Origin of the sequence: Mycobacterium sp. NPDC048908 (assembly GCF_043197955.1) — a bacterium.
In the GTDB taxonomy this organism is placed as follows: domain Bacteria; phylum Actinomycetota; class Actinomycetes; order Mycobacteriales; family Mycobacteriaceae; genus Mycobacterium.
This window is the reverse complement of sequence record NZ_JBICUE010000006.1, coordinates 163,211-185,614: the sequence shown is the minus strand read 5'-3', so window position 1 is coordinate 185,614 and position 22,404 is coordinate 163,211. Positions and strand designations below refer to the sequence as shown.

General features: G+C 65.2%; 26 protein-coding genes and 1 pseudogene. 11 read left to right on the top strand and 16 right to left on the bottom strand.

The features are described from left to right. Both ACGFK1_RS17980 and ACGFK1_RS17975 read left to right on the top strand, forming a co-directional pair. On the top strand, positions 1–408 hold the full coding sequence (locus tag ACGFK1_RS17980; RefSeq protein ID WP_393431782.1) for a Rieske (2Fe-2S) protein: 408 nt from the start codon (positions 1–3) through the stop codon (positions 406–408). Beyond that, positions 405–1,277, top strand: coding sequence for an alpha/beta fold hydrolase (locus ACGFK1_RS17975; RefSeq protein ID WP_393431779.1), 873 nt, complete (start codon positions 405–407; stop codon positions 1,275–1,277). The genes ACGFK1_RS17980 and ACGFK1_RS17975 overlap by 4 nt, the downstream gene beginning before the upstream one ends. Here the strand turns inward: ACGFK1_RS17975 and ACGFK1_RS17970 are convergent. Continuing rightward, positions 1,274–1,747 carry a hypothetical protein gene (locus tag ACGFK1_RS17970; protein WP_393431777.1) on the bottom strand — a complete coding sequence of 158 codons (474 nt, stop codon included), beginning with the start codon at positions 1,745–1,747 and terminating at the stop codon, positions 1,274–1,276. The two genes, ACGFK1_RS17975 and ACGFK1_RS17970, sit on opposite strands and share 4 nt — an antisense overlap. Positions 1,748–1,783: 36 nt before the next feature. Between ACGFK1_RS17970 and ACGFK1_RS17965 the strand changes: the two genes are divergently transcribed. From ACGFK1_RS17965 to ACGFK1_RS17930, 8 genes are all read left to right on the top strand, one after another. Further along, on the top strand, positions 1,784–3,043 hold the full coding sequence (locus ACGFK1_RS17965; protein WP_393431774.1) for an NADH-ubiquinone oxidoreductase-F iron-sulfur binding region domain-containing protein: 1,260 nt from the start codon (positions 1,784–1,786) through the stop codon (positions 3,041–3,043). After that, on the top strand, positions 3,043–3,348 hold the full coding sequence (locus tag ACGFK1_RS17960) for a ferredoxin (RefSeq protein WP_393431771.1): 306 nt from the start codon (positions 3,043–3,045) through the stop codon (positions 3,346–3,348). The genes ACGFK1_RS17965 and ACGFK1_RS17960 overlap by 1 nt, the downstream gene beginning before the upstream one ends. After that, positions 3,345–5,000, top strand: coding sequence for an OB-fold domain-containing protein (locus tag ACGFK1_RS17955; protein WP_393431768.1), 1,656 nt, complete (start codon positions 3,345–3,347; stop codon positions 4,998–5,000). Before ACGFK1_RS17960 ends, ACGFK1_RS17955 begins: the two co-directional genes overlap by 4 nt. Continuing rightward, positions 4,997–5,929, top strand: a complete 933-nt coding sequence (locus ACGFK1_RS17950; protein WP_393431765.1) for an alpha/beta hydrolase — start codon at positions 4,997–4,999, stop codon at positions 5,927–5,929. Before ACGFK1_RS17955 ends, ACGFK1_RS17950 begins: the two co-directional genes overlap by 4 nt. Further along, on the top strand, positions 5,929–6,747 hold the full coding sequence (locus ACGFK1_RS17945) for an NAD(P)-dependent oxidoreductase (RefSeq protein WP_393431762.1): 819 nt from the start codon (positions 5,929–5,931) through the stop codon (positions 6,745–6,747). Before ACGFK1_RS17950 ends, ACGFK1_RS17945 begins: the two co-directional genes overlap by 1 nt. Beyond that, positions 6,744–7,562 carry an NAD(P)-dependent oxidoreductase gene (locus ACGFK1_RS17940; protein WP_393431759.1) on the top strand — a complete coding sequence of 273 codons (819 nt, stop codon included), beginning with the start codon at positions 6,744–6,746 and terminating at the stop codon, positions 7,560–7,562. Before ACGFK1_RS17945 ends, ACGFK1_RS17940 begins: the two co-directional genes overlap by 4 nt. A gap of 63 nt (positions 7,563–7,625) precedes the next feature. After that, positions 7,626–8,828, top strand: a complete 1,203-nt coding sequence (locus ACGFK1_RS17935) for a cytochrome P450 (RefSeq protein WP_393431756.1) — start codon at positions 7,626–7,628, stop codon at positions 8,826–8,828. Continuing rightward, a complete protein-coding gene (locus ACGFK1_RS17930; RefSeq protein WP_393431753.1) occupies positions 8,825–9,025 on the top strand; it encodes a ferredoxin in 201 nt (66 codons plus the stop codon). Before ACGFK1_RS17935 ends, ACGFK1_RS17930 begins: the two co-directional genes overlap by 4 nt. 114 nt (positions 9,026–9,139) lie before the next feature. Here ACGFK1_RS17930 and ACGFK1_RS17925 read toward each other — a convergent pair whose 3' ends face one another. From ACGFK1_RS17925 to ACGFK1_RS17865, 13 genes and pseudogenes are all read right to left on the bottom strand, one after another. Then, a complete protein-coding gene (locus tag ACGFK1_RS17925; protein WP_393431751.1) occupies positions 9,140–9,481 on the bottom strand; it encodes a DUF732 domain-containing protein in 342 nt (113 codons plus the stop codon). Positions 9,482–9,617: 136 nt separating this feature from the next. Further along, complete coding sequence (locus ACGFK1_RS17920; protein ID WP_393431748.1) at positions 9,618–9,905, bottom strand: DUF1330 domain-containing protein; 288 nt, start codon at positions 9,903–9,905, stop codon at positions 9,618–9,620. A 13-nt stretch (positions 9,906–9,918) separates the two neighbouring features. After that, entirely contained in the window at positions 9,919–10,113 is a 195-nt protein-coding gene (locus ACGFK1_RS17915; protein WP_393431745.1) for a ferredoxin, read from the bottom strand. Next, entirely contained in the window at positions 10,110–11,384 is a 1,275-nt protein-coding gene (locus tag ACGFK1_RS17910; RefSeq protein ID WP_393431743.1) for a cytochrome P450, read from the bottom strand. Before ACGFK1_RS17910 ends, ACGFK1_RS17915 begins: the two co-directional genes overlap by 4 nt. Positions 11,385–11,491: 107 nt before the next feature. Beyond that, positions 11,492–12,337 carry a TauD/TfdA dioxygenase family protein gene (locus ACGFK1_RS17905; RefSeq protein ID WP_393431740.1) on the bottom strand — a complete coding sequence of 282 codons (846 nt, stop codon included), beginning with the start codon at positions 12,335–12,337 and terminating at the stop codon, positions 11,492–11,494. Then, positions 12,334–12,669: a hypothetical protein gene (locus tag ACGFK1_RS17900; protein ID WP_393431737.1), complete on the bottom strand. Its 336-nt coding sequence runs from the start codon at positions 12,667–12,669 to the stop codon at positions 12,334–12,336. Before ACGFK1_RS17900 ends, ACGFK1_RS17905 begins: the two co-directional genes overlap by 4 nt. 2 nt (positions 12,670–12,671) lie before the next feature. Beyond that, the gene (locus ACGFK1_RS17895) at positions 12,672–13,943 is read right to left on the bottom strand and encodes an aromatic ring-hydroxylating dioxygenase subunit alpha (RefSeq protein WP_393431735.1); all 1,272 of its coding nucleotides are present in this window, start codon (positions 13,941–13,943) and stop codon (positions 12,672–12,674) included. A gap of 12 nt (positions 13,944–13,955) precedes the next feature. Beyond that, the gene (locus ACGFK1_RS17890; protein WP_393431732.1) at positions 13,956–14,699 is read right to left on the bottom strand and encodes an SDR family NAD(P)-dependent oxidoreductase; all 744 of its coding nucleotides are present in this window, start codon (positions 14,697–14,699) and stop codon (positions 13,956–13,958) included. A 10-nt stretch (positions 14,700–14,709) separates the two neighbouring features. After that, a pseudogene (locus ACGFK1_RS17885) lies at positions 14,710–14,982 on the bottom strand (2Fe-2S iron-sulfur cluster-binding protein); the annotation flags it as partial. A 46-nt stretch (positions 14,983–15,028) separates the two neighbouring features. Further along, a complete protein-coding gene (locus tag ACGFK1_RS17880) occupies positions 15,029–15,496 on the bottom strand; it encodes a MarR family winged helix-turn-helix transcriptional regulator (protein WP_393431729.1) in 468 nt (155 codons plus the stop codon). A gap of 16 nt (positions 15,497–15,512) precedes the next feature. Next, positions 15,513–16,751 (bottom strand): amidohydrolase family protein, encoded by a 1,239-nt coding sequence (locus ACGFK1_RS17875; RefSeq protein ID WP_393431726.1) that lies wholly within the window; start codon positions 16,749–16,751, stop codon positions 15,513–15,515. Beyond that, on the bottom strand, positions 16,748–17,077 hold the full coding sequence (locus tag ACGFK1_RS17870; protein WP_393431724.1) for a hypothetical protein: 330 nt from the start codon (positions 17,075–17,077) through the stop codon (positions 16,748–16,750). Before ACGFK1_RS17870 ends, ACGFK1_RS17875 begins: the two co-directional genes overlap by 4 nt. After that, positions 17,074–18,339, bottom strand: a complete 1,266-nt coding sequence (locus ACGFK1_RS17865; protein ID WP_393431722.1) for an aromatic ring-hydroxylating dioxygenase subunit alpha — start codon at positions 18,337–18,339, stop codon at positions 17,074–17,076. The genes ACGFK1_RS17870 and ACGFK1_RS17865 overlap by 4 nt, the downstream gene beginning before the upstream one ends. A 79-nt stretch (positions 18,340–18,418) precedes the next feature. Here ACGFK1_RS17865 and ACGFK1_RS17860 point away from each other — a divergent pair, with 79 nt between their 5' ends. Further along, positions 18,419–19,867, top strand: coding sequence for an aldehyde dehydrogenase (locus ACGFK1_RS17860; RefSeq protein ID WP_393431720.1), 1,449 nt, complete (start codon positions 18,419–18,421; stop codon positions 19,865–19,867). A 6-nt stretch (positions 19,868–19,873) separates the two neighbouring features. Here ACGFK1_RS17860 and ACGFK1_RS17855 read toward each other — a convergent pair whose 3' ends face one another. Together ACGFK1_RS17855 and ACGFK1_RS17850 are read right to left on the bottom strand one after the other, a co-directional pair. Then, positions 19,874–21,160 (bottom strand): HNH endonuclease, encoded by a 1,287-nt coding sequence (locus ACGFK1_RS17855; protein ID WP_393431718.1) that lies wholly within the window; start codon positions 21,158–21,160, stop codon positions 19,874–19,876. A gap of 36 nt (positions 21,161–21,196) precedes the next feature. Then, entirely contained in the window at positions 21,197–22,372 is a 1,176-nt protein-coding gene (locus tag ACGFK1_RS17850) for an acyl-CoA dehydrogenase family protein (RefSeq protein WP_393431715.1), read from the bottom strand. Positions 22,373–22,404: the final 32 nt, after the last annotated feature.

Here is a 22,404-nt window from a genome sequence, read left to right as displayed (position 1 = left end):
TTGACTGACACGGAGAAGACGCCGTCGGCAGGCCCGAAAAGATTGGCACAGGGGCGTGAGCATGTCGTCGCCACGGTCGATGAGATTCCGCCGGGCACCCACAAACTCGTCCCCATCGGACGCCACGGGGTTGGGGTTTACAACGTCAACGGCACGTTCTACGCGATCGCGAACTACTGTCCGCACGAGGGCGGTCCGCTGTGTTCGGGCCGTGCGCGGGGCCGAACCATCGTCGACGACAGCGTGCCGGGCGATGCGGTGATGGTGCGCGACCTGGAATACATCTACTGCCCGTGGCATCAATGGGGTTTCGAGCTCGCCACCGGGACCACCGCGGTCAAACCGGAGTGGAGCATCCGCACCTACCCGGTGCGCGTCGTCGGGAACGAGGTGTTGGTGCAAGCATGAGCGAACAGGTCATCGAGATCAACGGCGGCAACGTCGTCTACGAAATCCTCGGCGATGAGGGCGAGTTCATCGTGCTCACGCCGGGCGGGCGCTTCAGCAAGGACATCCCCGGCTTGCGGCCGCTGGCCGAGGCGCTGGTGGGCGGTGGCTACCGGGTGCTGCTGTGGGATCGACCGAACTGCGGCAAATCTGACGTGCAATTCTACGGTCAATCCGAATCTCACATGCGGGCCGAGACGCTGCACGCGCTGATCACCGCGTTGGGCATCGGCCCTTGCATCATCGCGGGTGGTTCGGGCGGTGCACGGGATTCCATGCTGACGGTGATGTTGTATCCGGACATCGCCACCAAACTCGTGGTGTGGAACATCGTCGGTGGCGTGTACGGCACCTTCGTGCTCGGCGCGCACTACATCACGCCGAACATCCGACCGGTGCTCACGATGGGGATGGAAGGCCTTCTGCACCAGAAGGAGTGGAAGGAGCGCATCGCCGAGAACCCCGCCAACGAACAGCGCTTGTTGTCGTTGGACCCCGACGAGTTCGTCAAGGTGATGATGCGTTGGCTGAATGCATTCGTGTCCAAACCCGGGCAGACGATTCCTGGGGTCGACGACGGGATGTTCGATAACATCAAGGTGCCGACGCTGATCATCCGCGGCGGCGAGAACGATTATGACCACCCGAAGCGGACATCGCTGGAAGTGAGCTGTTTGATCAAGGGTTCCGAGCTGATCGACCCGCCGTGGCCGGAGGACGCCTGGGAGCAGGCCGCGAAGGACAACGCCCTGGGAAAGGTCAACCACTTCAACATGTTCGACACCTGGGTACAGGCTGCCCCCGCGATCTTGAAGTTCCTGGACGGCTAGACAGTGTGGATGTGTACCTCGCAGTTGAGCGACGCCTCGAGCGCGGTGTGGACGCGGCTTTCGGGCACGCGCTCCAAGTCCACCCTGCGCAGCGTCACGTGCACCACATCCCAGCCGTCGTCGCCCGCGTCCCGATTGATCTCGCCGGTCAGCCCCAACCCGGCCAGCACGCCGTGGGCGTCGTCGTCAGTACCGCGACTGATGTACGTCAACACGCCGGGCGCTGGCGTGGTGCCAAACGCCTTGGCGCACAAGTCAACTGCGCGCCGCTCGAGTTCGGCCGGGTCGTCACCGGCGATGAGGAGTTCCACTTCTCGGCGCCGCGGCGGCAAGTCGGCGAGATCGTGCTCCACCACCTCGAAGCCTGCGGGCCCGGCCAGTTCGCGCAGACGCGCCATGCCTTCGCGTAGCTGCGCGGGCGCGAGCTGGCCTGCCGCGTCGACACCGACGCGCACCACCGCGGTCCTCATGTCGGTCAGCCTATCCGCGCGGCAGAAGGACCATTGATGACGTCCAGCACCACCGACCTCATCGTCACCGCGCCGAACTGCGAGCCACGCCTGCTACATCCTTCTGCCGGTGACTATCTACCCCTCGCCGACGCCGACGCGCTGCTGGAACAGGTCGACCTTTCAGGCCTGCTCGGCCGCGGCGGCGCCGCGTTTCCACTCGGCACCAAACTGCGCACGGTGCGCGACGCCGGGCGCCGTGGTGCGCAGACCGTCGTAGTCGCCAACGGCGAAGAGGGTGAACCGGCGTCGGTCAAGGACCGCTGGTTGATGCGTAACGGGCCCCATCTCGTGCTCGACGGGCTGCGCCTGGCGTCCGCCATGGTCGGCGCGACCCGTGCGTATGTCTACGTCTCCGACCCTCAGTCGGCCACCGCGATCGCGTCGGCGCTGGCGGAATTGGAGCCGCAAACATTCAGCAAGACCAACGTCGACGTGATCACCGTTGAACCCACCTATGTGGCCGGCGAGGAGACGGCCGCCGTGCGCCGCATAAACGGCGGGCCTGCCAAACCCACCGACAAGCCACCCCGCCCGTTCGAGGAAGGGGTGCTGGGTCTGCCGACGATGGTCAGCAACGTCGAGACACTGGCCAACCTCCCCTTCATCCACGAACACGGCGCGCAGCAGTTCCGCGCGGTCGGCACGCCGATGTCACCGGGCACCTTTCTTGCCACGATCACGGGTGCGGGCAGGCCCGCCGCGTTATACGAGATTCAGCACGGCACACCATTTTCCGAGCTGTTGACCTGGCACGGCCTGTCCGTCGAGTCGGTGCGCGGCGCGCTGATGGGCGGTTACTTCGCAGGCCTGCTCAACACCGACATTCTCGACGCGACACTCGACCACGAGACGATCCGCAGGCTGGGCAGCGGCCTCGGCTGCGGTGCGATCTCGATCCTCACCGACGACTGCCCCGTCGCCGTTGCCGCGTCCGTGATGTCGTACTTCGACCGTGAGAACGCGGGCCAGTGCGGATCGTGCTTCAACGGCACCGCAGCGATGGCCGCCGTCACGTCGGCGTTACGCGACGGCGTGGCAACGCAAGACGATGTGACACGCCTCGAGCGATGGTCAGTTGTGCTGCGTAGCCGCGGTGCATGCGGCACCCTCGACGGCGCCACCAACGTCGCGGCAAGTCTGCTGCGGCAGTTCCCGCAACTCGTCGCGCAGCACCTTGCCAACGACTGCGAGGCCTGCCGAACTGCGGCATTCGACGCCGCGCGGCCATACGAAGTGGAGGCGGTGTCTCACTGATGAGTGACGGCTTGCGGATTCGGCTCGATCGAACGGTCTGCGACGGCTTCGGCATCTGCGCCAGGCACGCGCCGGACCACTTCTCGCTCGACGACTGGGGCTACGCGTCGTTGGTCGGCGACGGCACAGTGCCCGAGAAGGACCGCGACGCGGTGATGCGGGCGTTGCTCGACTGCCCCGTGCACGCGATCGTCTACATGGGCGAACACCGGCCGTCCGCAGACGCAGTGGCCCATCACGACGCGGAAGAATCGCCTGAACCCGAACCCAAGGACAGTGAAGCCATTTCGGAGTTCGTCCGGTGACCCGGCCGCTGCCAGAACTGACGATCCAAAACGAGTTCTTCTGGACCGCTGGCGGTGACGGCGTGCTGCGCATCCAGGAGTGCCGCGACTGCGAGGCATTGATCCATCCGCCGCAGCCCGTCTGCCGGTACTGCCGCGGTCGCAACATGGGCGTGCGCGACGTGTCGGGGAAGGCGACACTGTCGGCTTTCACGGTCAACCACCGGTTCGGCTTCCCGGACCTGCCGCCGCCGTATGTCGTCGCGCAGGTCGCCATCGTCGAAGATCCGCGTGTTCGGCTCACCACCAACATCGTCGACTCCGATCCGGACGAGCTCAGCATCGGCCAACTGGTCGAGGTGCTCTTCGAGAAGCTCACCGACAAGGCCGGGGCCGTCTGGTTGCCGCTGTTCCGCCCCACGACCGAAACCGAGGCGGCACCGCAGGCCGCCGACGAGATCGCGCCGCAGGACTTCGGCAAGCACGTCTCACCGATGCTCACCAAGGACAAGTTCGAGGACGCGGCGGCGATCACCGGGATCGGAATGTCGAAGATCGGCAGGCGGCAGATGGTACCGCCGCTGTCGTTGACCATCGACGCCTGCGAGCAGGCCGTCGCCGACGCCGGGTTGACGTTCGAGGACATCGACGGCCTCTCAACATATCCCGGGCTCGACATCGCCGGCATGGGCGAAGGCGGAGTCAGCGCGCTCGAGGGCGCGCTCGGATTGCGTCCGGTGTGGATCAACGGTGGCATGGACACCTTTGGGCCTGGCGGCTCCGTCATCGCGGCGGTGATGGCGGTCGCCACCGGCATGGCCCGCCATGTGCTGTGTTTCCGCACCCTGTGGGAGGCGACGTTCCAGCAGCTGATGAAGGAAGGCCGGATGGCGCCGCCAGGCGGTGCCCGCACCTCCAGCTGGCAGATGCCGTTCGGGGCGACGTCGGCGGCCCATACGTTGGCGCTCAACGCCCAACGGCACTTCCACCGGTACGGCACCACACGAGAGACGCTCGGCTGGATCGCGCTGAACCAGCGCGCCAATGCTGCCCTGAATCCGACCGCCATCTACCGCGATCCGATGACCATGGACGACTACCTCGACGCGCGGGTCATCACCACCCCCTTCGGGTTGTACGACTGCGATGTGCCATGCGATGGCGCCGTCGCGGTGGTGGTGTCGGCCGTCGACGCGGCCAAGGACCTACCCAAGGAGCCGGTGCTGTTCGAAGCCGTCGGCACCCAGATCGTCGAGCGCACTGACTGGGACCAGACCACGTTGACGCACGAACCGCAGGTGCTCGGCCAGTCCGCCCATCTCTGGACGCGAACGTCGTTGCGGGCCAGAGACGTCGACGTCGCTGAGCTCTATGACGGCTTCACATTCAACTGCCTGTCGTGGCTCGAGGCACTCGGCTTCTGCGGCATCGGTGAGGCCAAGGACTTCCTCGACGGTGGAAAGGCCATCGCCCGCGACGGCGTGATACCGCTGAACACGCACGGCGGCCAGCTTTCCCACGGCCGCACGCACGGTATGGGTCTGATCCACGAAGCCGTCACGCAGCTTCGCGGTGAGGCCGGTCCCCGCCAGGTGAAGGATGCCCGCGTCGCGGTGGTCAGCAGCGGCGGGCTCACCCCGAGCGGCGCGATCCTGTTGAGGACGCAGACATGACACCGCGGCGCGATGTCGCCGCCGCAGCGGCTCCGCGGCGCGATGTCGCCGCCGCAGCGGCTCCGCGGCCGCGCGTCGTCCTCGTCGGCGGTGTGCCGATGTCGGGCTTGGTCGCGGCGGCCGATGACCCGAAGGCGGTCGTCGTCGCGTTTCACGGCGGTGCCAGTACCGCAGCGTATTTCGACTGCCCCGGCCACCCGGAGCTGTCGCTGCTACGCACCGGCGCGGCAAGCGGTTACACGATGATCGCGCTGGACCGGCCCGGCTATGGCAGCTCGGCTCCATATCCCGAGGCAATGGCCCAACCGGAGCAACGGGTGGCCCTGACATCTGGCGCGATCGACAAGATGCTCGGCGAGCACCCGCGCGGCGCGGGGTTGTTCTTCCTCGGCCACTCCGCGGGCTGCGAACTCGCGGTGCGGATGGCCACCGAGGTAGGGGGCATCGGTCTCGAATTGGCAGGAACCGGTGTGGAATACCACCCGGAGACAGCGGAGATCTTGAAGAACGCCACGGCGACGCAACGACCCACCGGGTTGCGCGACATACTGTGGCAACCCGCAAACCTGTATCCCGACGACGTGCTGTCCGGAATGACGAACTCGTCGGGCGGCGCGCTGTACGAGGTCGGGATGACCAGAAGCTGGCCACAGCACGACTTTCCTGCTCTCGCGGCGCGCGTTGGCGTGCCTGTGCAGTTCACGGTGGCCCAACACGAGCGGGTTTGGCGCTCAGACCCACGAACTCTCGCGCAGATCGGCGCGATGTTCACATCATCGCCGCGCTTCGTCCTCAACCAGCAGGCCGACACTGGGCACAACCTGTCGCTGTCGTTCAGCGCCCCCGCGTACCACTCCTCAGTGTTGTCGTTCGTCGAGGGATGTGTTGCGGCGCAACAAGACACATCGAATGAGAGGGAGGCGGGTTGATGCGCGTCGGATTCATCGGATTGGGCAGCCAAGGCGGCCCCATGGCGCGGCGAATTGTCGAGGGCGGATACGAGACGACGCTGTGGGCGCGTCGGGAGGCCAGCCTCGAACCGTATGCAGACACCGCCGCCAAGACCGCGGGCTCGCCCGCCGAACTCGCAAGCGCCAGCGACCTGGTGTGCCTCTGCGTCGTCGGCGATGACGACGTCCGCGAGGTGCTCTACGGCGACCGCGGGGTGCTTGCCGGCTTGGCGTCCGGTGGCGTCGTCGCGATCCACAGCACCGTGCACCCCGACACCTGCCGCGAGATCGCCGAGAAGGCTGCGGCACAGGGTGTTTCGGTGATCGATGCTCCGGTCAGCGGCGGCGGCCCCGCGGTCGAGCAAGGCAAGCTGCTCGTCATGGTCGGCGGCGACGAGGAAGTCGTCGACCGGTGCAGGCCGGTGCTCGCCACCTACGGCGACCCGATCGTGCATCTCGGCCCACTCGGCAGCGGCCAAGTCACCAAGATCCTGAACAACCTGTTGTTCAGCGCGAACCTCGGCAGCGCGGTCAGCACTCTCGAACTGGGCGATGCGCTCGGAATCTCTCGCACCAAGCTGTGCGAGGTGCTCAACGCCGGTTCGGCGGTCAGCAAGGCGCTCGGCAGCATCGCGGTCTTCGGCGGAACGTTGGAGGGGCTGGCACCGATCGCGGGCGGGCTACTACAGAAAGACGTCCGGCACGCCGCGAGCCTGGCGGCCAACGCGTCGGCCCCCGAGGGTGCCGTGTTCAACGCTGCCGACGCCGCGTTGAAGTCCATGGACCATCCCCGATGAGTCGGGTCGGGTTCGTCGGGGCAGGCCGCATGGGCGCGCCCATGGTGCGCCGCCTCGTCGCGGGCGGTCATGAGGTGCGCGCACTCGGCCGGTCAGTCGAGAAGCGCAGAGCCGTCAGTGAACTCGGCGCGCAGCCGGTAACCGACCTGGCCGATGTCGGCGCTGAGGCCGACGTCGTCCTCATCTGTGTGTTCACCGACGAGCAGGTGCAACAGGTCTGCCTGGAGAGCGTGTTGCTGTCGGCGATGCGACCCGGCGCCGTGCTGGTCGTCCACACCACGGGCAGCCCGCGCACCGCGGAGGCCATCGCGGCGGAAGCCGAGTCCTATGGTGTCGCGGTCGTTGACGCGCCGGTCAGCGGCGGTCCGCACGATATCGCCGCGGGCCACGTGACGCTGTACATGGGCGGCTCGGACCGTGCCGTCGAAGCTGTCCGCCCTGTGCTGGCCGGCTACGGCGACCCGATCCAACACGTCGGCCCCATCGGTGCCGGGCAGGCCGTCAAACTGATCAACAACGCGTTGTTCGCCGCGCAGATCGGGCTGTTGCGCGAGGCCGTGCGGCTTGGCGACCGACTGGGCATCGACGAGAAGCGGTTACTGGAGGCGATCGGGCACGGCAGTGCCGCCAGCCGGGTCGTCGACATCGTTGGCGCGCGCGGTTCTGTTGACGGGTTCATCGACATGGTGGGCGAATTCGTCGGCAAAGACGTCGCAGTGGTGCGTAAAGCCGCAGCCGAACTCGGCAGCGAACTCGGGCTTCTCGACGACGTGATAAACGCCGGATTCGATGTATCCGGACACCGAAACTGTTAGCGTTACAGTTAGACCGTCCGCCGTAACGCTTCCGGCCATCAGCCCGCCGCGAAGGAGGAGCCCGTGACAAAGCCGAAACTGAAGTTCAATCCCGTCGCGCAGGAGTACTTCGAAAACCCCTACGAGATCTACAAACGGATGCGGGACGAGGCACCCATCTACTACGACGACGACGAGGACTTCTATGCGCTGACGCGGCACGCGGATGTGGCGGCGGCGCTGAAGGACTACGAAGCGTTCTCGTCGTCCCGCGGATGTGACCTCGGCATGGTGCGCACCGGCGAGGTGCCGCAGAAGTCGATCATCTTCATGGACCCACCCGATCACCGGCACATGCGCAGCCTTCTGAACAAGGCGTTCACGCCGCGCGCCATCCAATCCCAGCGCGACAGCATCGTCGAACTCGTAGAGCACTATCTGAACAAGGTGGATCCCGACAACTTCGACGTCGTTCAGGACTTTTCGGGCCCGTTCCCGGTCGAGGTGATCACCCGGATGGCAGGGGTTCCCGAAGATTTCCGGCAGCAGGTCCGGCACTGGATCGACACCAGCCTGGAGCGCGAACCCGGCCAGATCGAATTGTCCGAGAAGAACATGAAGGCCAACATCGACTCGGCGATGTACTACTACAGCCTGGTTCAGGATCGGCGGCAGAACCCGCAAGACGACATGATCAGCCGCTTGATCGCCGCCGAGATTCCCGACGACGAAGGCAATCTGCGCAAGCTCGACGACATCGAGATCACCGGTTTCACCACGCTGTTGGGCGGGGCAGGCGCCGAGACCGTCACCAAGTTGGTCGGCAGCGCGGTCGTCGAGTTCGCCAGGCATCCGGAACAGTGGCAGATGCTGATCGACGATCGCAGCAAGGTGCCGGACGCCGTGGAGGAACTGCTGCGTTACGTCGGGCCGGTGCAGTACAACGTGCGCTACACGCTGAAGGAAGCCCATGTACCCAGCGGCACCGTGCCAGCGGGCAAGCCGGTGTTCCTGATGAAGGCGGCGGCCAACCGCGACCCGCGTGCATTCGACAACGCCGAGACATTCGACATCACCAGGGACAAGACGCAGGCGCAGAACCTCGGCCTCGGGTACGGCATCCACAGTTGTCTCGGCGCGGCGCTGGCCCGCCTCGAGACCACGATTGCACTGGAGCACCTGCTCGACTTCATGCCGCGCTATGAGGTCGATTTCGACGGGCTGCAACGAGTCACGATGCAGAACGTCGCGGGTTATCACAACGTGCCGGTGAAGGTGTTGAAGTGACGCAAAAGGTCGTGGTCGACTTCGGCTTGTGCGAAAGCAACGGGGTGTGCATGGGCATCATCCCCGAGGTGTTCGACCTGGACGACGAGGACTACCTGCACATCCTGCAAGACGAAGTGACCCCAGAGAACGAGCAGCAGATCCGCGAGGCGGTCCGGCAGTGCCCGCGGCAGGCCATCTCGATATCTGACGAGTGATGCGATTCGTCTTCGCGCACTGCAGTTTCGGGCCGCACGATGTTGAGAGACGCCGATCATAATCGCCAGCGTTCACGGCTCACTGCCGCCGTGGCTGACGAACGAGTCGGCGTTTCAGGGACAGTAGAATTGGACCGCGTCAGCCATGAAGATCGAGGCCTGGCGCGCTGAGAACGCGGAACCCTCACGCGAAGTGGAGCCGTTCATCAACGAGTCGTGGACCTCGGCCGGGGACACGCCGGCGCGAAGATCGTCACAGACCTGGCGGGCTTTTTTCACAGTCAGCTCCCGGCCTCCGAAATCCATCCCGTCGTCGAAGAGCTTGTGGAGGAATGCAGTGTCATTCGCGTCATAAGTCGGGTCGGCGGCGACTTTGCCGGCGGTGGCCATACCGAGCGCTAGTACCGCCAGCACTGTGCTGACGAGCGGGGTGATGTCCCGGCGAGTGAGCGTCATGATGACTCCTATGTCGGACCGAACTCGGTCCCCTAGCCCCACCGTGCCACGATGCCCGGCTGATCACTAGAGCCCAGCGGTCAGGAGATGGTCAATTGTCGATGTTTGGTGCGTTCGGGGATTTCTGTTCTCGCTCCTACCCCAGCCCCGAAACAATCACGCCGTTGCAGTCGGCCGCCGCCTGACGCAGCTTGGCCGCCTCTTGGTAGGCGTCGGAGTTGTACCACTCGCGGGCCGCCTCGACCGACTCGAATTCCAGCAGCACGGTCTGTGTGCCGTGCCAGTCGCCCTCCAGCACTTCGGGTTTGGGGTCGAACGACAGCAACGTCGAGCCTGCCATCGCCTTGCCCGCCAACTTGGCGTACTCGGCCATACCGGCCGGATCCTTCACGTCCTCGGTGATGATGATGTAACCCTTGGGCACGGAATCTCCTTGATCAATCGCTGATTTCGCTGATTGCCTGCTCTGGACAGTTGGCGATCGCGTCCTTGGCACCGTCCTCCAGGCCGGCGGGCACCTCGGATGGATCGGCGAAGGCGTACCCGTCGTCGTGCATGTGGAACACCTCCGGGCACAGCGTCAAGCACATGCCATGGCCGCGGCAGCGGTCCTCGTCCACAGTGACTTTCATGTGAGATCGAACTCCAGATGCAGCTCGGTGAGGCCGCGCAGGATGTAGGTCGGAATGTATTGGTAGCGGCGGTCGGATGCCGGCCCGTGATGCTTCTGGCTGATCCGGATATCGGTGGTGCGATCCAGCAGGCGCTCGAGCCCGACCCGTGTCTCGGCGCGCGCCAGCGGGGCACCCGGGCAGCTGTGGATTCCGCGGCCGAACGCCAGATGCTGACGCGCGTTCTTGCGCTCGGCGTCGAAGGTGTCCGGATCCTCGAAACGACGCGGATCGCGGTTGGCGGCGCCGTTGATCACCATCACCGTGCAACCGGCGGCAAGCGCCTGATCGCCGATAGTCGTTGGGACACGCGACAATCGGAAGTCGCCCTTCACCGGGCTCTCGATGCGCAGGCATTCCTCGATGAAGTTCGGCAGCAGACTGCGGTCGTCACGCAATTTCCGCTGAACGTCCGGACGGTCGCCGATCACCTTCAGTGCGGTGCCGAGCAGCCGCACGGTCGTTTCCTGTCCGGCCGAGAACACGTTGGTGGCCACCCGCACGACGTCGTCCACCTCGGGCACGGACCCGTCGCGGAACGAGGCCGTCGCCAACCCGGTCAACACGTCGTCCCGCGGTTCACGACGACGGTCCTCCACATATTGCGCGAACACTTCGTAGAGGTATTCCAGCGGCGTCTTCGTCAGCGTCTTGTCCGCGTTGCCAAGCCCACCGCCGTGCGTGCCGCGCGCCAGCCGCTCGATCAGCTCGGCGCGGTCCTCCTCGGGAACCCCGAGCAGGTCCGCGATGACTCGCAGCGTGAATGGCCCCGCGAAGCCCTTGATGAACTCGCCTTCGCCGGGTGCCAGGAAATCCTCGAGCATGTCGTCGGCGATCTGCCACATCGCGTCCTCGTTCTCCTTGAGGCGCTTGGGTGTGATCAGCCGCATCAGCAGTGCGCGGTGGTTGGTGTGCGTCGGTGGGTCAAGCGTCGGTAGCTGGTCGCTGAACGGGATCTCGTCGCGGTGCTTCTCGATCAGTTCGGTCACATCGTCGCCGTCCAGCGGCACCGGAAATCCGGGGAAAGGTCCGGTCACCGAGATGCACGACGAGAACGTCTTCTCGTCGTTGTAGACATCGACGGCCTCTTGCCAGCCCGTCACCATGGTCACGCCGTAGTGATCCTCGCGGGTGACCGGGCACTTGTCGCGGAGTGCCTCGTAGAACGGGTACGGGTCATCCGTCAGACGGCTGTCCCGGAAGAAGTCGACCGCGGTCAGGTCTTCCGCCATGCTTGCTCCGTTTCAACGATCTCGGCATGCGAGAACGTGATTCTCATATGTGGGTATTAGATTTCCATAGTGGCTCGTCGTCGTCAACGAGAGGGCCTCGCCTGCCCTCACTGAATGGGTTCATCCCCCAACACGGTGGTACGCAGCATCTCCCGCTCGGAGTCCGGTGCATACGGCGCGGCCCTGTGCAGCACACCGCGGTTGTCCCAGATGACGGTGTCGCCCACCGACCAAGCGTGGCGATAGACCTTCTCCGGAGTCGTTGCGCGATCGAGCAACTGCGCCAGCAGCGCTCTACCCTCGTCCCGGTCCATGCCGGCGATGTAGTCGGCCGACGCTCCCAGCACAAGCGACCTGCGCCCGCTGCGATGCGTCCACACCAGCGGGTGCTCATGCGTGGGCCGCGCCCGCCAGCGCGCCAGTTTATCCGCGGTCGGATCAGCGTTGACCCGGCGCTGAGACGCTTCAAGCGAATGGACGACCCGCAACGTGGCCAGGCGCGCCTTCTCGTCTTCGGCCAGTTCGTCATACGCCCGGTAAGTGCTGGCGAACTCGGTCTCGCCGCCACGCTCGGCGACTTGGAATGCCGACAACACCGTCGCCTTCTGAGGCACCTCATCGTTCATCGGTGTGCAGCCGTCGATGTGCCAGTCGAAGGTTGCGCGCAGATACGCCGCCGACGCGTTCTTCGACGTGTCCAGTGTGACGGGGTAGATGCCCGCCACCGGGTGGTGTCCGTCGGACGAATGATCGATTTCGCCCAGCCGACGGCTGAAGGCAACCTGCGCTTGGGGATCCAGCCCGAGCCGCGGAAAGACCAGCACGCCGTTCTGTTCGAGGGCATCGAGCACCGCCCCGCCGAGTAGGTCATCGGTTGTGAGCCGATCGGCGTCGACGCCGACGACTTCGGCACCGACCGACTCGGTGAGTTTGTTGATGGTCAGCACGCTCACGGTATCGGCGCCCCGATGCGATCGATGACGGCATCCGCCGAGTCGGTCGGCTCCTGGGTGCCGAACACCTCGATGGCCATCGAAACCATGACCATCGAGTAGATGAGATGCAACAGGTTCAGCACGTCGTCGGGCAGGTCGTCGAGCGGGAACTTGTCGCAGTAGTCGATCGCGTCCTCGAATCGCGGCGTGAATGTGTCATAGAACTCGTGCAGCTCGGGCATCGGTGTGCCCAGCCGAGCCGCCCATCGCTCGGGTTCGGTTGGCAGACACCACTTGTCGGCGAACCGTTCGAGTTCGCCGAAGGCACTGGGCAGACGTTTGTCGGACATGGTCACACCTCCACCGGCCTGCGCTCACGCTGGTATTCCGCGACCCAGTCGACGGCCACCTTGTGCAGGTGGCGCACCAGGATCTCCTGGTCATTGAGCGGGAAGCCGTCGACTATCGGTTCGTCCAGGCCGTACTCGAGCGCCGCCTGCGTGCCGCCCAACATGCCCGCATCCTGCAGTGCGAACTCCTTGAGCACCACCGAGGCAACCTCGTGTTCGATGCGCTCGCGGACGGTGCGGGCAGGATGAAATGCGTTGTACGCCTCGAACTTGTGCGTGTTGTGCGACGTCGGCCAGTACCGGTACAGCAGGTACCAGCCGTGGTAGATGAGGATCTCGAGATTGGGGAAGATCTGAAAGTTCGTGATGCCCCATGGCTCGATGCCTCCGGGATTGAGGCCCGCCGACTGGTGTGTCTCCGGCGTACGCCACGGGCCGACGAGGCCGCTGCGGGTGGCCCTTTCAACGGGGTACATGTACTCCGGGTCGAGCAGCCATCTGCGGGTGCCCGCCGTTGACACCAACCGGTGTGGGCCGTCGATCTGGAAGTGCCCGCACTCGAAGGTCGCATTGGGCTGCCGGACGGCCGACGGCACCTGTTGCGAGTGCAGCGACGGTACGTGGTAGTACTCCTGGAACGCGTCGGCGAAGATCTTCCAGTTCGAGTTGTTGTGAGCGACGAAATCGTAACGCTCGGTCATCAATTCGAACGGATAGTCGTCCAGCGCGGTGATCATCGGTCCGAGGAACTCGCGCAAACTCTGCTTCGGTGCGGGATCGAGGTTGATGAAGATGAAGCCGTTCCAGACGTCGCAGTGCACCGGGCGCAGGCCATACTGCTCGGTGTCGAGATCGAAGAACTCGTCAGGCTGCTGCACAAACGTCAGCGCGCCATCGAGGCCGTAACGCCAACCGTGGTACTTGCACGTGAACTGCCGGCAGGTGCCACTGACCTCCTCGTTCGGGAAGTCATTCCATACCAGCTTGTTTCCGCGGTGCCTGCAGACGTTGTAAAACGCACGGACTGTCTGGTCCTTGCCCTTGACCACGATCACCGATGTCTTCGCGGCGGAGATCTCCTTGGTGAAATAGCTGCCGAGCCGCGGAAGCTCCTCTACCCGACCAACATTGAGCCACGCCCGCTTGAAAATGGCCTCCCGTTCGAGTTCGTAGAACTCCGGCGACGTCGAGTCCCGAAACGAGACCGGGCCGGTCCCGAGTTCCGGGTGATGCTCGGTCCAGCTTCCCTCCGCCGGTTTAGGCCAGCGCCCCATCCGGTCCTCCTCTCACAGCACCGCTCCGCCGTTGACACCCAAGACCTGACCGGTGATGAAGCCGGCCTGCTCGGAACACAAGAATCCGACCGCTGCGGCGATGTCCTCACCGGTGCCCAGGTGGCCGACCGGCACACTTGCCGCCATCTGTTCGTTGGACGGCAGGTGTCCGGCGGCCTGCGACTGATGCTGCATCGGCGTCTCGATCGCCGATGGGGGGATGTTGTTGACGGTGATACCCAGCGGGCCATACTCGCGGGCAAGCGATTTCGTCAGGGACAGCAGCGCACCCTTGGACGCCGCGTAATGCGCCATCTTCGGCGAGCCTCGCTGGGCGCTCGACGACGAGATCATCACGATGCGGCCCCAACCGGCGTCGATCATGTCCGGGACCGCGACCTGACAGCAGTGGAAGGTGCCGGTCAGGTTGACCGCGATGAGGCGGTCCCATGACTCGGGCGTGATCTCGGTGAACGGCGCGAAGTCGACAAGGCCCGCGCTGGTCACCAGCACGTGCACCGGGCCGAGTTCGCTGCGCACCTTGGCGAAAGCCTCCTCGACCGCGGCGCGGTCACTGACGTCGACCGCGACCGCAAGCGCGGTCACGCCTTCGGCGCGAAGTTCTCCTGAAACGCGTTGTGCGGCTCGCTCGTCGATATCCAATACCGCAACCCTGTGGCCGCGCCTGCCCAGCTCATGGCAGGTTGCCTCGCCCATGCCAGACGCACCGCCGGTGACCACCGCAACGCGACTCATCTGGTGCCTCCTATTCGTAGACCACTCGAACAGTGCGGCTGGTCGGCAGCGCCTGACAGGTCAGCACCCAGCCCTCGGCCACCTCGTCGTCTTCGAGCGCGTCGTTGTTCACCATTCGGGCGCTGCCTTCGACAACTCGCGCCATACACGTTCCGCAGGAACCGGTTTCACACGAATACGGCGCCTGCAAGCCGGCGATACGAGCTGTCTGCAGCAGCGTGTCACCGGCCCGGTAGGCGGCGGTCGTCGTTCCCCGGTTCAATTCGATGACGACCTTCTCGGTGTCTTCGCTCATCAATGGCAACATTATCAAGTACTTGTCATTAATATCAACTACTTGCTACATCGGGGCCGATGTGGTCGGTGTGCAGTTTGTGCCCAGTGCCCTGCTCGATGACGCGGCCGAGCAGCTCACGAAGCGTTTCCTGCTCCTCGTCGCTCAACACGCCGAAGACCTTGTCGTTGGCGGCAATTGCGTCGCTGACTACGGCCTCGGCAACCCTGCGCCCCTGATCGGTCAGGAACGCCTGCAGAATCCGGCCGTGTTGCGGGTCCTGTTTGCGCTCGACGAGCCCGCGGCGCTCCAACTCCTTGAGCGCCAGTTGGACACCTTGCGGGCTGATCAGTAGCCGACGCGCCAAGTCCGCACCGGACAACCCGGGCTCCGTCGCGAGTTGACGAAGCATGCCGATCTGCGCGGTGCTGACGCCGTGCTCGCTGACCGCATCGTTGACCGTCGTCAGCGAGAAGTACCAGGCCTGCTTGAGCAGCCAGAGAATATTGTCTCGTTGTTCCACGCTCGCCTCCTCGACGTCAGCGCTTGTAAATCTGGCCGCTCTTCATCACGAACCGCACGTCGAGTGTGGTCGCGATATCGCGCGAAGGGTCACCGGGCACGGCGATGATGTCGGCGAGATATCCCGGCGCGAGACGGCCCAATTCGTTGTCTGCCTCGATCAGCTCCGCGCTGGTGACCGTTGCGGCCCTCATCGCTTCCATCGGCGTCATCCCCCGGTCCACCAACGCGCACAATTCCTTGGCGTTCTGCCCGTGCGGGATCGCCGGGGCGTCGGTTCCGCATGCGATCCGCACACCTGCCGCGATCGCCTTGGGCAGCATGGATTGCGCACGTGGAAACACCTCCTCGGCCTTCTTGCGCAATTCGGGCGCGATGCGGTCGACGGCCATCGATTCGGTCAGATAGGTGGTGGACACCAGGAACGTGCCGTGGTCGACCATCATCTGGATCGTCTCGTCCGTCGCAAGGAAGCCGTGCTCGACACAGTCGATGCCAGCGCGGATGCACGCTCGTATCGCGTTGTCCCCGACGGCATGCGCGGCCACCCGGACGCCGGCCCTGTGCGCCTCGTCGGCGATTGCAGCGAACTCGTCGTCGGAGTACTGCTGCGCCCCGGGAGCGGTGCTGTGCGACATCACGCCGCCTGACGCGGACACCTTGATCAGCTTGGCGCCGTGGCGGATCTGATACCGCACACATGCCCGGACATCGTCGACGCCGTTGGCGATGCCCTCGGCCACCGACAGCGGCATGATGCCCGGCGCCAGCCGTTGAAACACCGTCGGGTCCAGGTGCCCGCCGTACGGGGTGACCGCGTGCCCGGCCGGATAGATGCGGGGCCCGACGTGCCAGCCCTGGTCGATGGCGCGCATCAGTGCGACGTCGAGCAGATATCCGCCGGTCTTCACCATCAACCCGAGGTTGCGCACGGTAGTGAAACCGGCATCGAGCGTGGTTCGTGCGTTCACCGCGCCACGCAGCGTCCGGTACGCGGGATCGTCCTGAACGCCGTGCATGGGATTGGGCAGCCCTTCCGGGCCACCCGGTCCCCCGATCAGCAGGTTGAGTTCCATGTCCATCAACCCCGGCAGCAATGTTACGTCGCCTAGGTCGATGTCGATCGAATCGTGCGGTAGCTCAACGGGATTGACCGCCTGGATCCGTTCCCCATCGACTACCACCAAAGCAGGCGAACAAACCTCACCGGCGTCGACGTCCGCCCACCGCGCGGCGTGCAGAACGGTGGTGCTCATGGGACGGGTTCTGACAGGCAGTCCATGGCCGCAGCGCCGGAATCCGGCACCCGCGGTTGCTTCCAGCACTCGACGGGGAAAGACACCATGATCATCGAATACAGCAGGTGCATGAGGTTGAGCACGTCGTCGGGCATGTCATCAAGGGGGAACTTGTCGCAGAAGGCGATCGCCTCCTCGGCCCGCGGAGTGATTGCGTCGTAGAACGCTTGCATCTGCTCCATCGAACTGGCCAACCGCTTGGCGTAACGCTCGGGCTCACTGGCCAGGCACCACTCCGAATATGGCTGCAGATCGGCGAATTCAGCGGGCAACATCGCGGTCATACCTCCACCGCCTTTCGCTGGTAATCGTCCACCCACGCCGCGGTCTCCTTGTGAAGGTGGCGGATCAGCACCTCCTGGTCGCAGAGCAGGAACCTGTCGACGGCCTGCGACTCGACCATTGTCTGTGTGGCCTCCAGGGTGTTCGCGTCCTGAAGGCTGTACTCCTTGAAAGAGACCGCGGCAAGTTCCTGTGCGATCCGCTCCCTTGGCGTGCGCGGCTGCGCGAAGTACGCGCTTCCTTCGAAGATGTGCGAGTTGTACGACGTCGGCCAGTAATGGTAGGTCAGGTACCAGCCCTGCCCCCAGATCAGGATCACGAAGTTGGGGAACAGCTGGAACGAATCAAGGCCCCACGGATCGCATTTCGCGGGGTTCAACCCGGCCGGCATCTCGCCGAGGTCGGGCTTGTCCCACGGCCCGAACAAGCCGCTCTGGCAGATGTCCTCGATCGGCTTGCGCATCTCGGAGTCCATCTCCCACGCACGGATTCCCGACGTGCTGACCAACCGGTGCGGTCCGTCGATGCGGTAGTGCGGCGCCTCGAATCCGGCCTCCGCCGCGGCCTTCGAGTACTTGGCGGGCGACTGGTTCGCATGCAGTACGGGTGCGTGATAGAACTCCTGGAACGCGTCCATGTACAGCTTCCAGTTCGCCTTGACCTCAGAGCGGTAGTAGAACCGCGACGTCATCTGGCCGAAAGGATAACCCTCCAGGCCGGTGATCATCGGGCCGAGGAAGTCGCGCAGACTCTGCTCCGGTTCGTCAGCGAAGTTGACGAAAATGAAGCCTTCCCAGACCTCACAGTGCACACCGACCAGTCCGTAGCGGGCCTTGTCGAGGTCGAAGAACTCCTGCTCCTGCTGAACGAACGTCAGGTTCCCGTCGAGATCGTAGCGCCATGCGTGGTACTTACAGGTGAACTGCCGGCAGACGCCGCTGGTCTCCTCGAGTGGCATGTCGTTCCATACCAGTTTGTTACCGCGGTGCCTGCAGATGTTGTGGTAGGCCTTGATCTCGCCTGCCGTCGTGCGCACCACGATGATCGACGTGTTGACGACCTTCAATTCCTTGGTGAAGTAACTGCCCTTGCGCGCAAGCTGTTCGGTCCGACCAACATTCAGCCACGCGCGTTTGAACACCGCCTTGCGTTCGAGTTCGTAGAACTCGGGGCTGATCGAATCCTCGTAGGACACCGGTTCGGTTCCCAGCTGCGGGTAGTGCTGGGTCCAGCTGCCTTCGGGTGGTTTCGGGAAACGAGCCATAGCGCCGACGGTATATGCTGTCGACAGCAATGACAAGTAGTTGATATTGCCGTCGTCCTGTTCGGAAGGAGGCCCTCTCGTGCGTCGAGACGAGCTGTTCATCGGCGGTATTTGGACAAAGCCGAGCACCGACCGGCGCATCGAGGTGATCTCGCCCCACTCGGAGGAACCGGTGGCGCAGGTCGCGGCCGCAGGACCCAGCGATGTGGATGCGGCCGTCGAGGCCGCGCGGGCGGCGTTCGACACCGGGCCGTGGCCGCGGCAGGAGGCCGCCGAGCGGATCGACGCGGTGCGCAAGCTCGCGAAGGTATATAGCGAACGCCGGTCTGAGATGGCCGACGTGATCACCTCCGAGATCGGCGCTCCGATCAGTTTCTCGCAGCGCGCGCAGGTCGGGTTGCCCGCGATGATGATGACCGCGTTCTGCGATGTCGCCGAGTCCTACCCCTGGTACGAGGCGCGGCCGGGATTGTACGGGGCCGACATCCACATCCGACGCGAGCCCGTAGGCGTCGTCGGGGCGATCGTGCCGTGGAACATGCCGCAGTTCCTGATCGCCACCAAGCTGATGCCGGCGCTGTTGGCGGGTTGCAGTGTGATCGTCAAACCGGCGCCGGAATCGCCGCTCAACGCAACGCTGCTCGCCGAGATGATCGCCGAGGCCGGACTGCCCGACGGTGTCGTCAGCGTGCTGCCCGGCGATGCCCGAATCGGCGATTACTTGGTCAAACACTCTGGCGTGGACAAGGTTTCGTTTACTGGCTCGACCGCGGCAGGGAAAGCCGTCGCCACGGCGTGCGCGACGGATCTGCGGCGCGTCAGCCTCGAACTGGGCGGCAAGTCCGCCGCGATCGTGCTCGACGACGCCGATCCCGGCACCGTCGCCAAGGGCGTGCGGTCGGCCAGCCTGTCGAACAGCGGGCAGATCTGCAACGCACTGACCCGCATCCTGGTGCCGTCGAGTCGGGCCGGCGACTTCACCGACGCGCTCGCCGCCGAGATGGCCTCGATAGCGGTTGGTGATCCGACGAACAGCGCCACGCAAATGGGTCCCCTTGTCGCACAACGTCAGCAGCAACGCGTCCGAGACTACATCGACAGCGGCAGGCAGCAAGGCGCCCGCCTTGTCTTCGGTGGCCCCGAAATGCCGGACGGCCTTGACCGCGGCTGGTACGTCAAGCCGACGCTGTTCGCCGATGCCGACAACTCGATGCGGATCGCGCGCGAGGAGATCTTCGGCCCGGTGCTGACGGTGATCCCTTACGCCGACGAGGACGAAGCGGTGTCCATCGCCAACGACTCCGACTACGGGCTCGCGGGTTCGGTGTGGACGGACGACATCGAGCATGGCCTTGCCGTCGCCGCCGCCGTCCGCACCGGCACCTTCGGTGTCAACCAGGGCTACACCATGGACCCCTTCGCGCCTTTCGGCGGCGTGAAGGCCAGCGGCTACGGGCGCGAACTCGGCCGCGAGGGTATCGACGGCTACACCGACACCAAATCCATTGCGGTTGCCGGAAATAGCTGACAGACGTCAGGCTGCGTGGAGGTCGGTGAGGGTGACGCCGATTCGTACTTCGAGTTCGCTGATGGTGATCATCGGCGCGCCGGGCAGTGGTGGCGCGGTCGAACGGTAGGCGGCGCCGGTGGGTGTGACGAAGTCAGCGGTGTGGGTGGCGTTGTCCTCGCTGGTCGACACCTGCCAGCCCGGTGTTTCTTTGACGTAGTTGCACCGCTCACACTCCCCCAACCCGTTGAGCGCACTGGTCGGGCCACCCCGGTTACGCGGAGTCGCATGATCACGATGCCGAATCGGGGCATCACAATACGGCGTGCGACATGTGCGATCCCGGATCCCGATGAACGCCGCCAACCCCTTGGGAAACAACCGCGCCCGCGACTCCATCGCCACCAACGCCCCACTGCCGGGATGGCGATACAGCCGCCGCAACGTGGCCACCGCCGTCGCCTCGGTGACCGCGTCAGCGACCAACTGCTGGGCCAACGACGCCGGAATCGGCCCATACCCCGCCACCACCGCGGGTGCGTTGTCCGCGCCCCATAGCGCCGCGTCGGTCATCACCAGATTCAGCGCCACCGACTGCGGCTGCTCGGCCGGGCACCCGGTGATGCGCTCATAGGCGGTATCGGCCATCACCTGACCGCGCGACCGCTCATCAACGGTGACATCGGCCTGCCGCTTCAACGCCGCCCACATCCCCACGCCCTGGCGCATCGGCAACAACACCGTCACATAGGCCATGCAGTCCGGCGCCGGCCGGATCGTCGCGGTGCGATCAGCCTCGGCCTTGGCCGCGCGATCGACCACCGCCGCCGCATCCAACCGGGCAGCGATCTCCTTGGCCCTGGCGCTGATGCGCCCATCACCGCACCCCGCCAGACCGGCCACCTCGGCGCACATCTCGGCATCCAACAACCGCCGATGCGCCACACTCAGACACGCCGATTCGCGGGCGATCAACGTGGCCCGCCACTCCGAGAGCGCCCCGCATTCCATGGCGGCCAGGGTGTGCGGCATCTCGTGCACCAACGCAGTCGCCAACCCCAACAACCGACCACCCTGATTCGGCGATTCACGGCGCGCCAACGCCACCTCACTGGCCACCCCGCGACCCTGTTTGGCCGCGGGCACCCCGGCAGCCGCCTCAGCCGCGCGCCGCGCCTCGGCCAACGCCGCCGCCGCGCGGGCCTGCCCGGCCGCCGCGGCCGACTTCACCGCCTCCAACCAGGCGATCCGCTCGACCAGGGCGGCCTCCTCAGCCAGCGGATCCACCACCGCCAACACCCTCGAATCGAACATGTGTTCGACACTACCACCACCCGGAGACAAACCTAGTCAGCGCGCGGGGAGTCCAAGCACCCGCTGCGCGATGATGTTGCGCTGGATCTCCGACGTGCCGCCCGAAATCGTGCCCGCATAGGTGCTGATGTAACGGGTGAACCAGCTACCGGTGAAAAGGTCTGGGCCGTAAGGGTTGTACGGCGCGGTGAGCGCGGGGCTGCGCAGGCAGTCGGCGCCGACGGCGTCCAATGCGTGCTCGAATGCGTTTTGCTCGGCCTCCGAACCGAGCAGTTTCAACACCGAGATGCCGGGGATGTCCCGCTCGCCGCGCGCCGCCTGCCCGAGCGCCACCGACCCCAGCAGCCGCAGCGCCTGGTAGTCCATCGCGATCGTCGCGTACCGATCGCGGTTGAGCGCCCCCGCCGGTCGATAGTCCTCGAGCAGCTGCTCCATCCGGTTGGCGAACGCCATCCACATCATCGTGCGTTCATGACCGAGCGATCCGTTGGCGACTTTCCAGCCGCCGCCCAGTGGACCGATGAGGTTCTGTGCAGGCACACGCACGTCGGTGAAGAACACCTCGTTGAAATCCACGCTGTCCCGGTCGAATACGGCGGGAAACGGGCGGCGTTCCACCCCGGGCGTGTCAGTGGGGATCAGCAGCGCGCTGATCCCCTTGTGCTTCGGCGCATCGGGATCCGTGCGCACGAACGTCATTAGTACGTCGGCGTCGTGGGCGCCCGATGTCCAGACTTTCTGCCCGTTGACCACGAACCCATCGCCGTCGAGCACCGCGCGGGTGGCCAGTCCGGCCAGATCGGATCCAGCACCCGGTTCGCTCATGCCAAGGGCCGCAGTCATTTCCGCCCGCAGGATCGGCACGGCCCACTTCTGTTTCTGCTCGTCGGTCCCGAAGGACAGCAGCGAGGCCGCGATGATGCCGACGCCCTGCGGGTTGAAGCTGTGGTAGATACGGCGCCGGGAGAGCTCTTCACGATGAACGAACTGCTGGAGCACACCAGCGTTGCGGCCGCCGAACTCGGGCGGGTTTCCCGGCAACAGCCAACCGTGGTCGAACTGCAGTCGCTGCCAGTCGCGGGCCCACGCCGGCACATGCGCCGTCGAGCGTGACCTCTCCCCGGTCTGGGCCTCGGCCGGAAGGTAGGCGTCGAGGAATCTGCCGAATTCCGCCCGGAACTCCTCGACCTCGACGTCGAACGTCAGCTGCACCCCGCCAACATATCAAGTACTTAACATTTGTG

What these genes read in the sequence shown, in the direction of transcription:
- ACGFK1_RS17890 (WP_393431732.1), bottom strand. Translation starts at nt 14,699, where the DNA reads ATGAGTCGCGTTGCGGTGGTCACCGGCGGTGCGTCTGGCATGGGCGAG.
- ACGFK1_RS17940 (WP_393431759.1), top strand. Translation starts at nt 6,744, where the DNA reads ATGAGTCGGGTCGGGTTCGTCGGGGCAGGCCGCATGGGCGCGCCCATG.
- ACGFK1_RS17900 (WP_393431737.1), bottom strand. Translation starts at nt 12,669, where the DNA reads ATGTCCGACAAACGTCTGCCCAGTGCCTTCGGCGAACTCGAACGGTTC.
- ACGFK1_RS17895 (WP_393431735.1), bottom strand. Translation starts at nt 13,943, where the DNA reads ATGGGGCGCTGGCCTAAACCGGCGGAGGGAAGCTGGACCGAGCATCAC.
- ACGFK1_RS17915 (WP_393431745.1), bottom strand. Translation starts at nt 10,113, where the DNA reads ATGAAAGTCACTGTGGACGAGGACCGCTGCCGCGGCCATGGCATGTGC.
- ACGFK1_RS17910 (WP_393431743.1), bottom strand. Translation starts at nt 11,384, where the DNA reads ATGGCGGAAGACCTGACCGCGGTCGACTTCTTCCGGGACAGCCGTCTG.
- ACGFK1_RS17965 (WP_393431774.1), top strand. Translation starts at nt 1,784, where the DNA reads ATGACGTCCAGCACCACCGACCTCATCGTCACCGCGCCGAACTGCGAG.
- ACGFK1_RS17950 (WP_393431765.1), top strand. Translation starts at nt 4,997, where the DNA reads ATGACACCGCGGCGCGATGTCGCCGCCGCAGCGGCTCCGCGGCGCGAT.
- ACGFK1_RS17970 (WP_393431777.1), bottom strand. Translation starts at nt 1,747, where the DNA reads ATGAGGACCGCGGTGGTGCGCGTCGGTGTCGACGCGGCAGGCCAGCTC.
- ACGFK1_RS17945 (WP_393431762.1), top strand. Translation starts at nt 5,929, where the DNA reads ATGCGCGTCGGATTCATCGGATTGGGCAGCCAAGGCGGCCCCATGGCG.
- ACGFK1_RS17855 (WP_393431718.1), bottom strand. Translation starts at nt 21,160, where the DNA reads ATGTTCGATTCGAGGGTGTTGGCGGTGGTGGATCCGCTGGCTGAGGAG.
- ACGFK1_RS17975 (WP_393431779.1), top strand. Translation starts at nt 405, where the DNA reads ATGAGCGAACAGGTCATCGAGATCAACGGCGGCAACGTCGTCTACGAA.
- ACGFK1_RS17870 (WP_393431724.1), bottom strand. Translation starts at nt 17,077, where the DNA reads ATGACCGCGATGTTGCCCGCTGAATTCGCCGATCTGCAGCCATATTCG.
- ACGFK1_RS17875 (WP_393431726.1), bottom strand. Translation starts at nt 16,751, where the DNA reads ATGAGCACCACCGTTCTGCACGCCGCGCGGTGGGCGGACGTCGACGCC.
- ACGFK1_RS17925 (WP_393431751.1), bottom strand. Translation starts at nt 9,481, where the DNA reads ATGACGCTCACTCGCCGGGACATCACCCCGCTCGTCAGCACAGTGCTG.
- ACGFK1_RS17960 (WP_393431771.1), top strand. Translation starts at nt 3,043, where the DNA reads ATGAGTGACGGCTTGCGGATTCGGCTCGATCGAACGGTCTGCGACGGC.
- ACGFK1_RS17865 (WP_393431722.1), bottom strand. Translation starts at nt 18,339, where the DNA reads ATGGCTCGTTTCCCGAAACCACCCGAAGGCAGCTGGACCCAGCACTAC.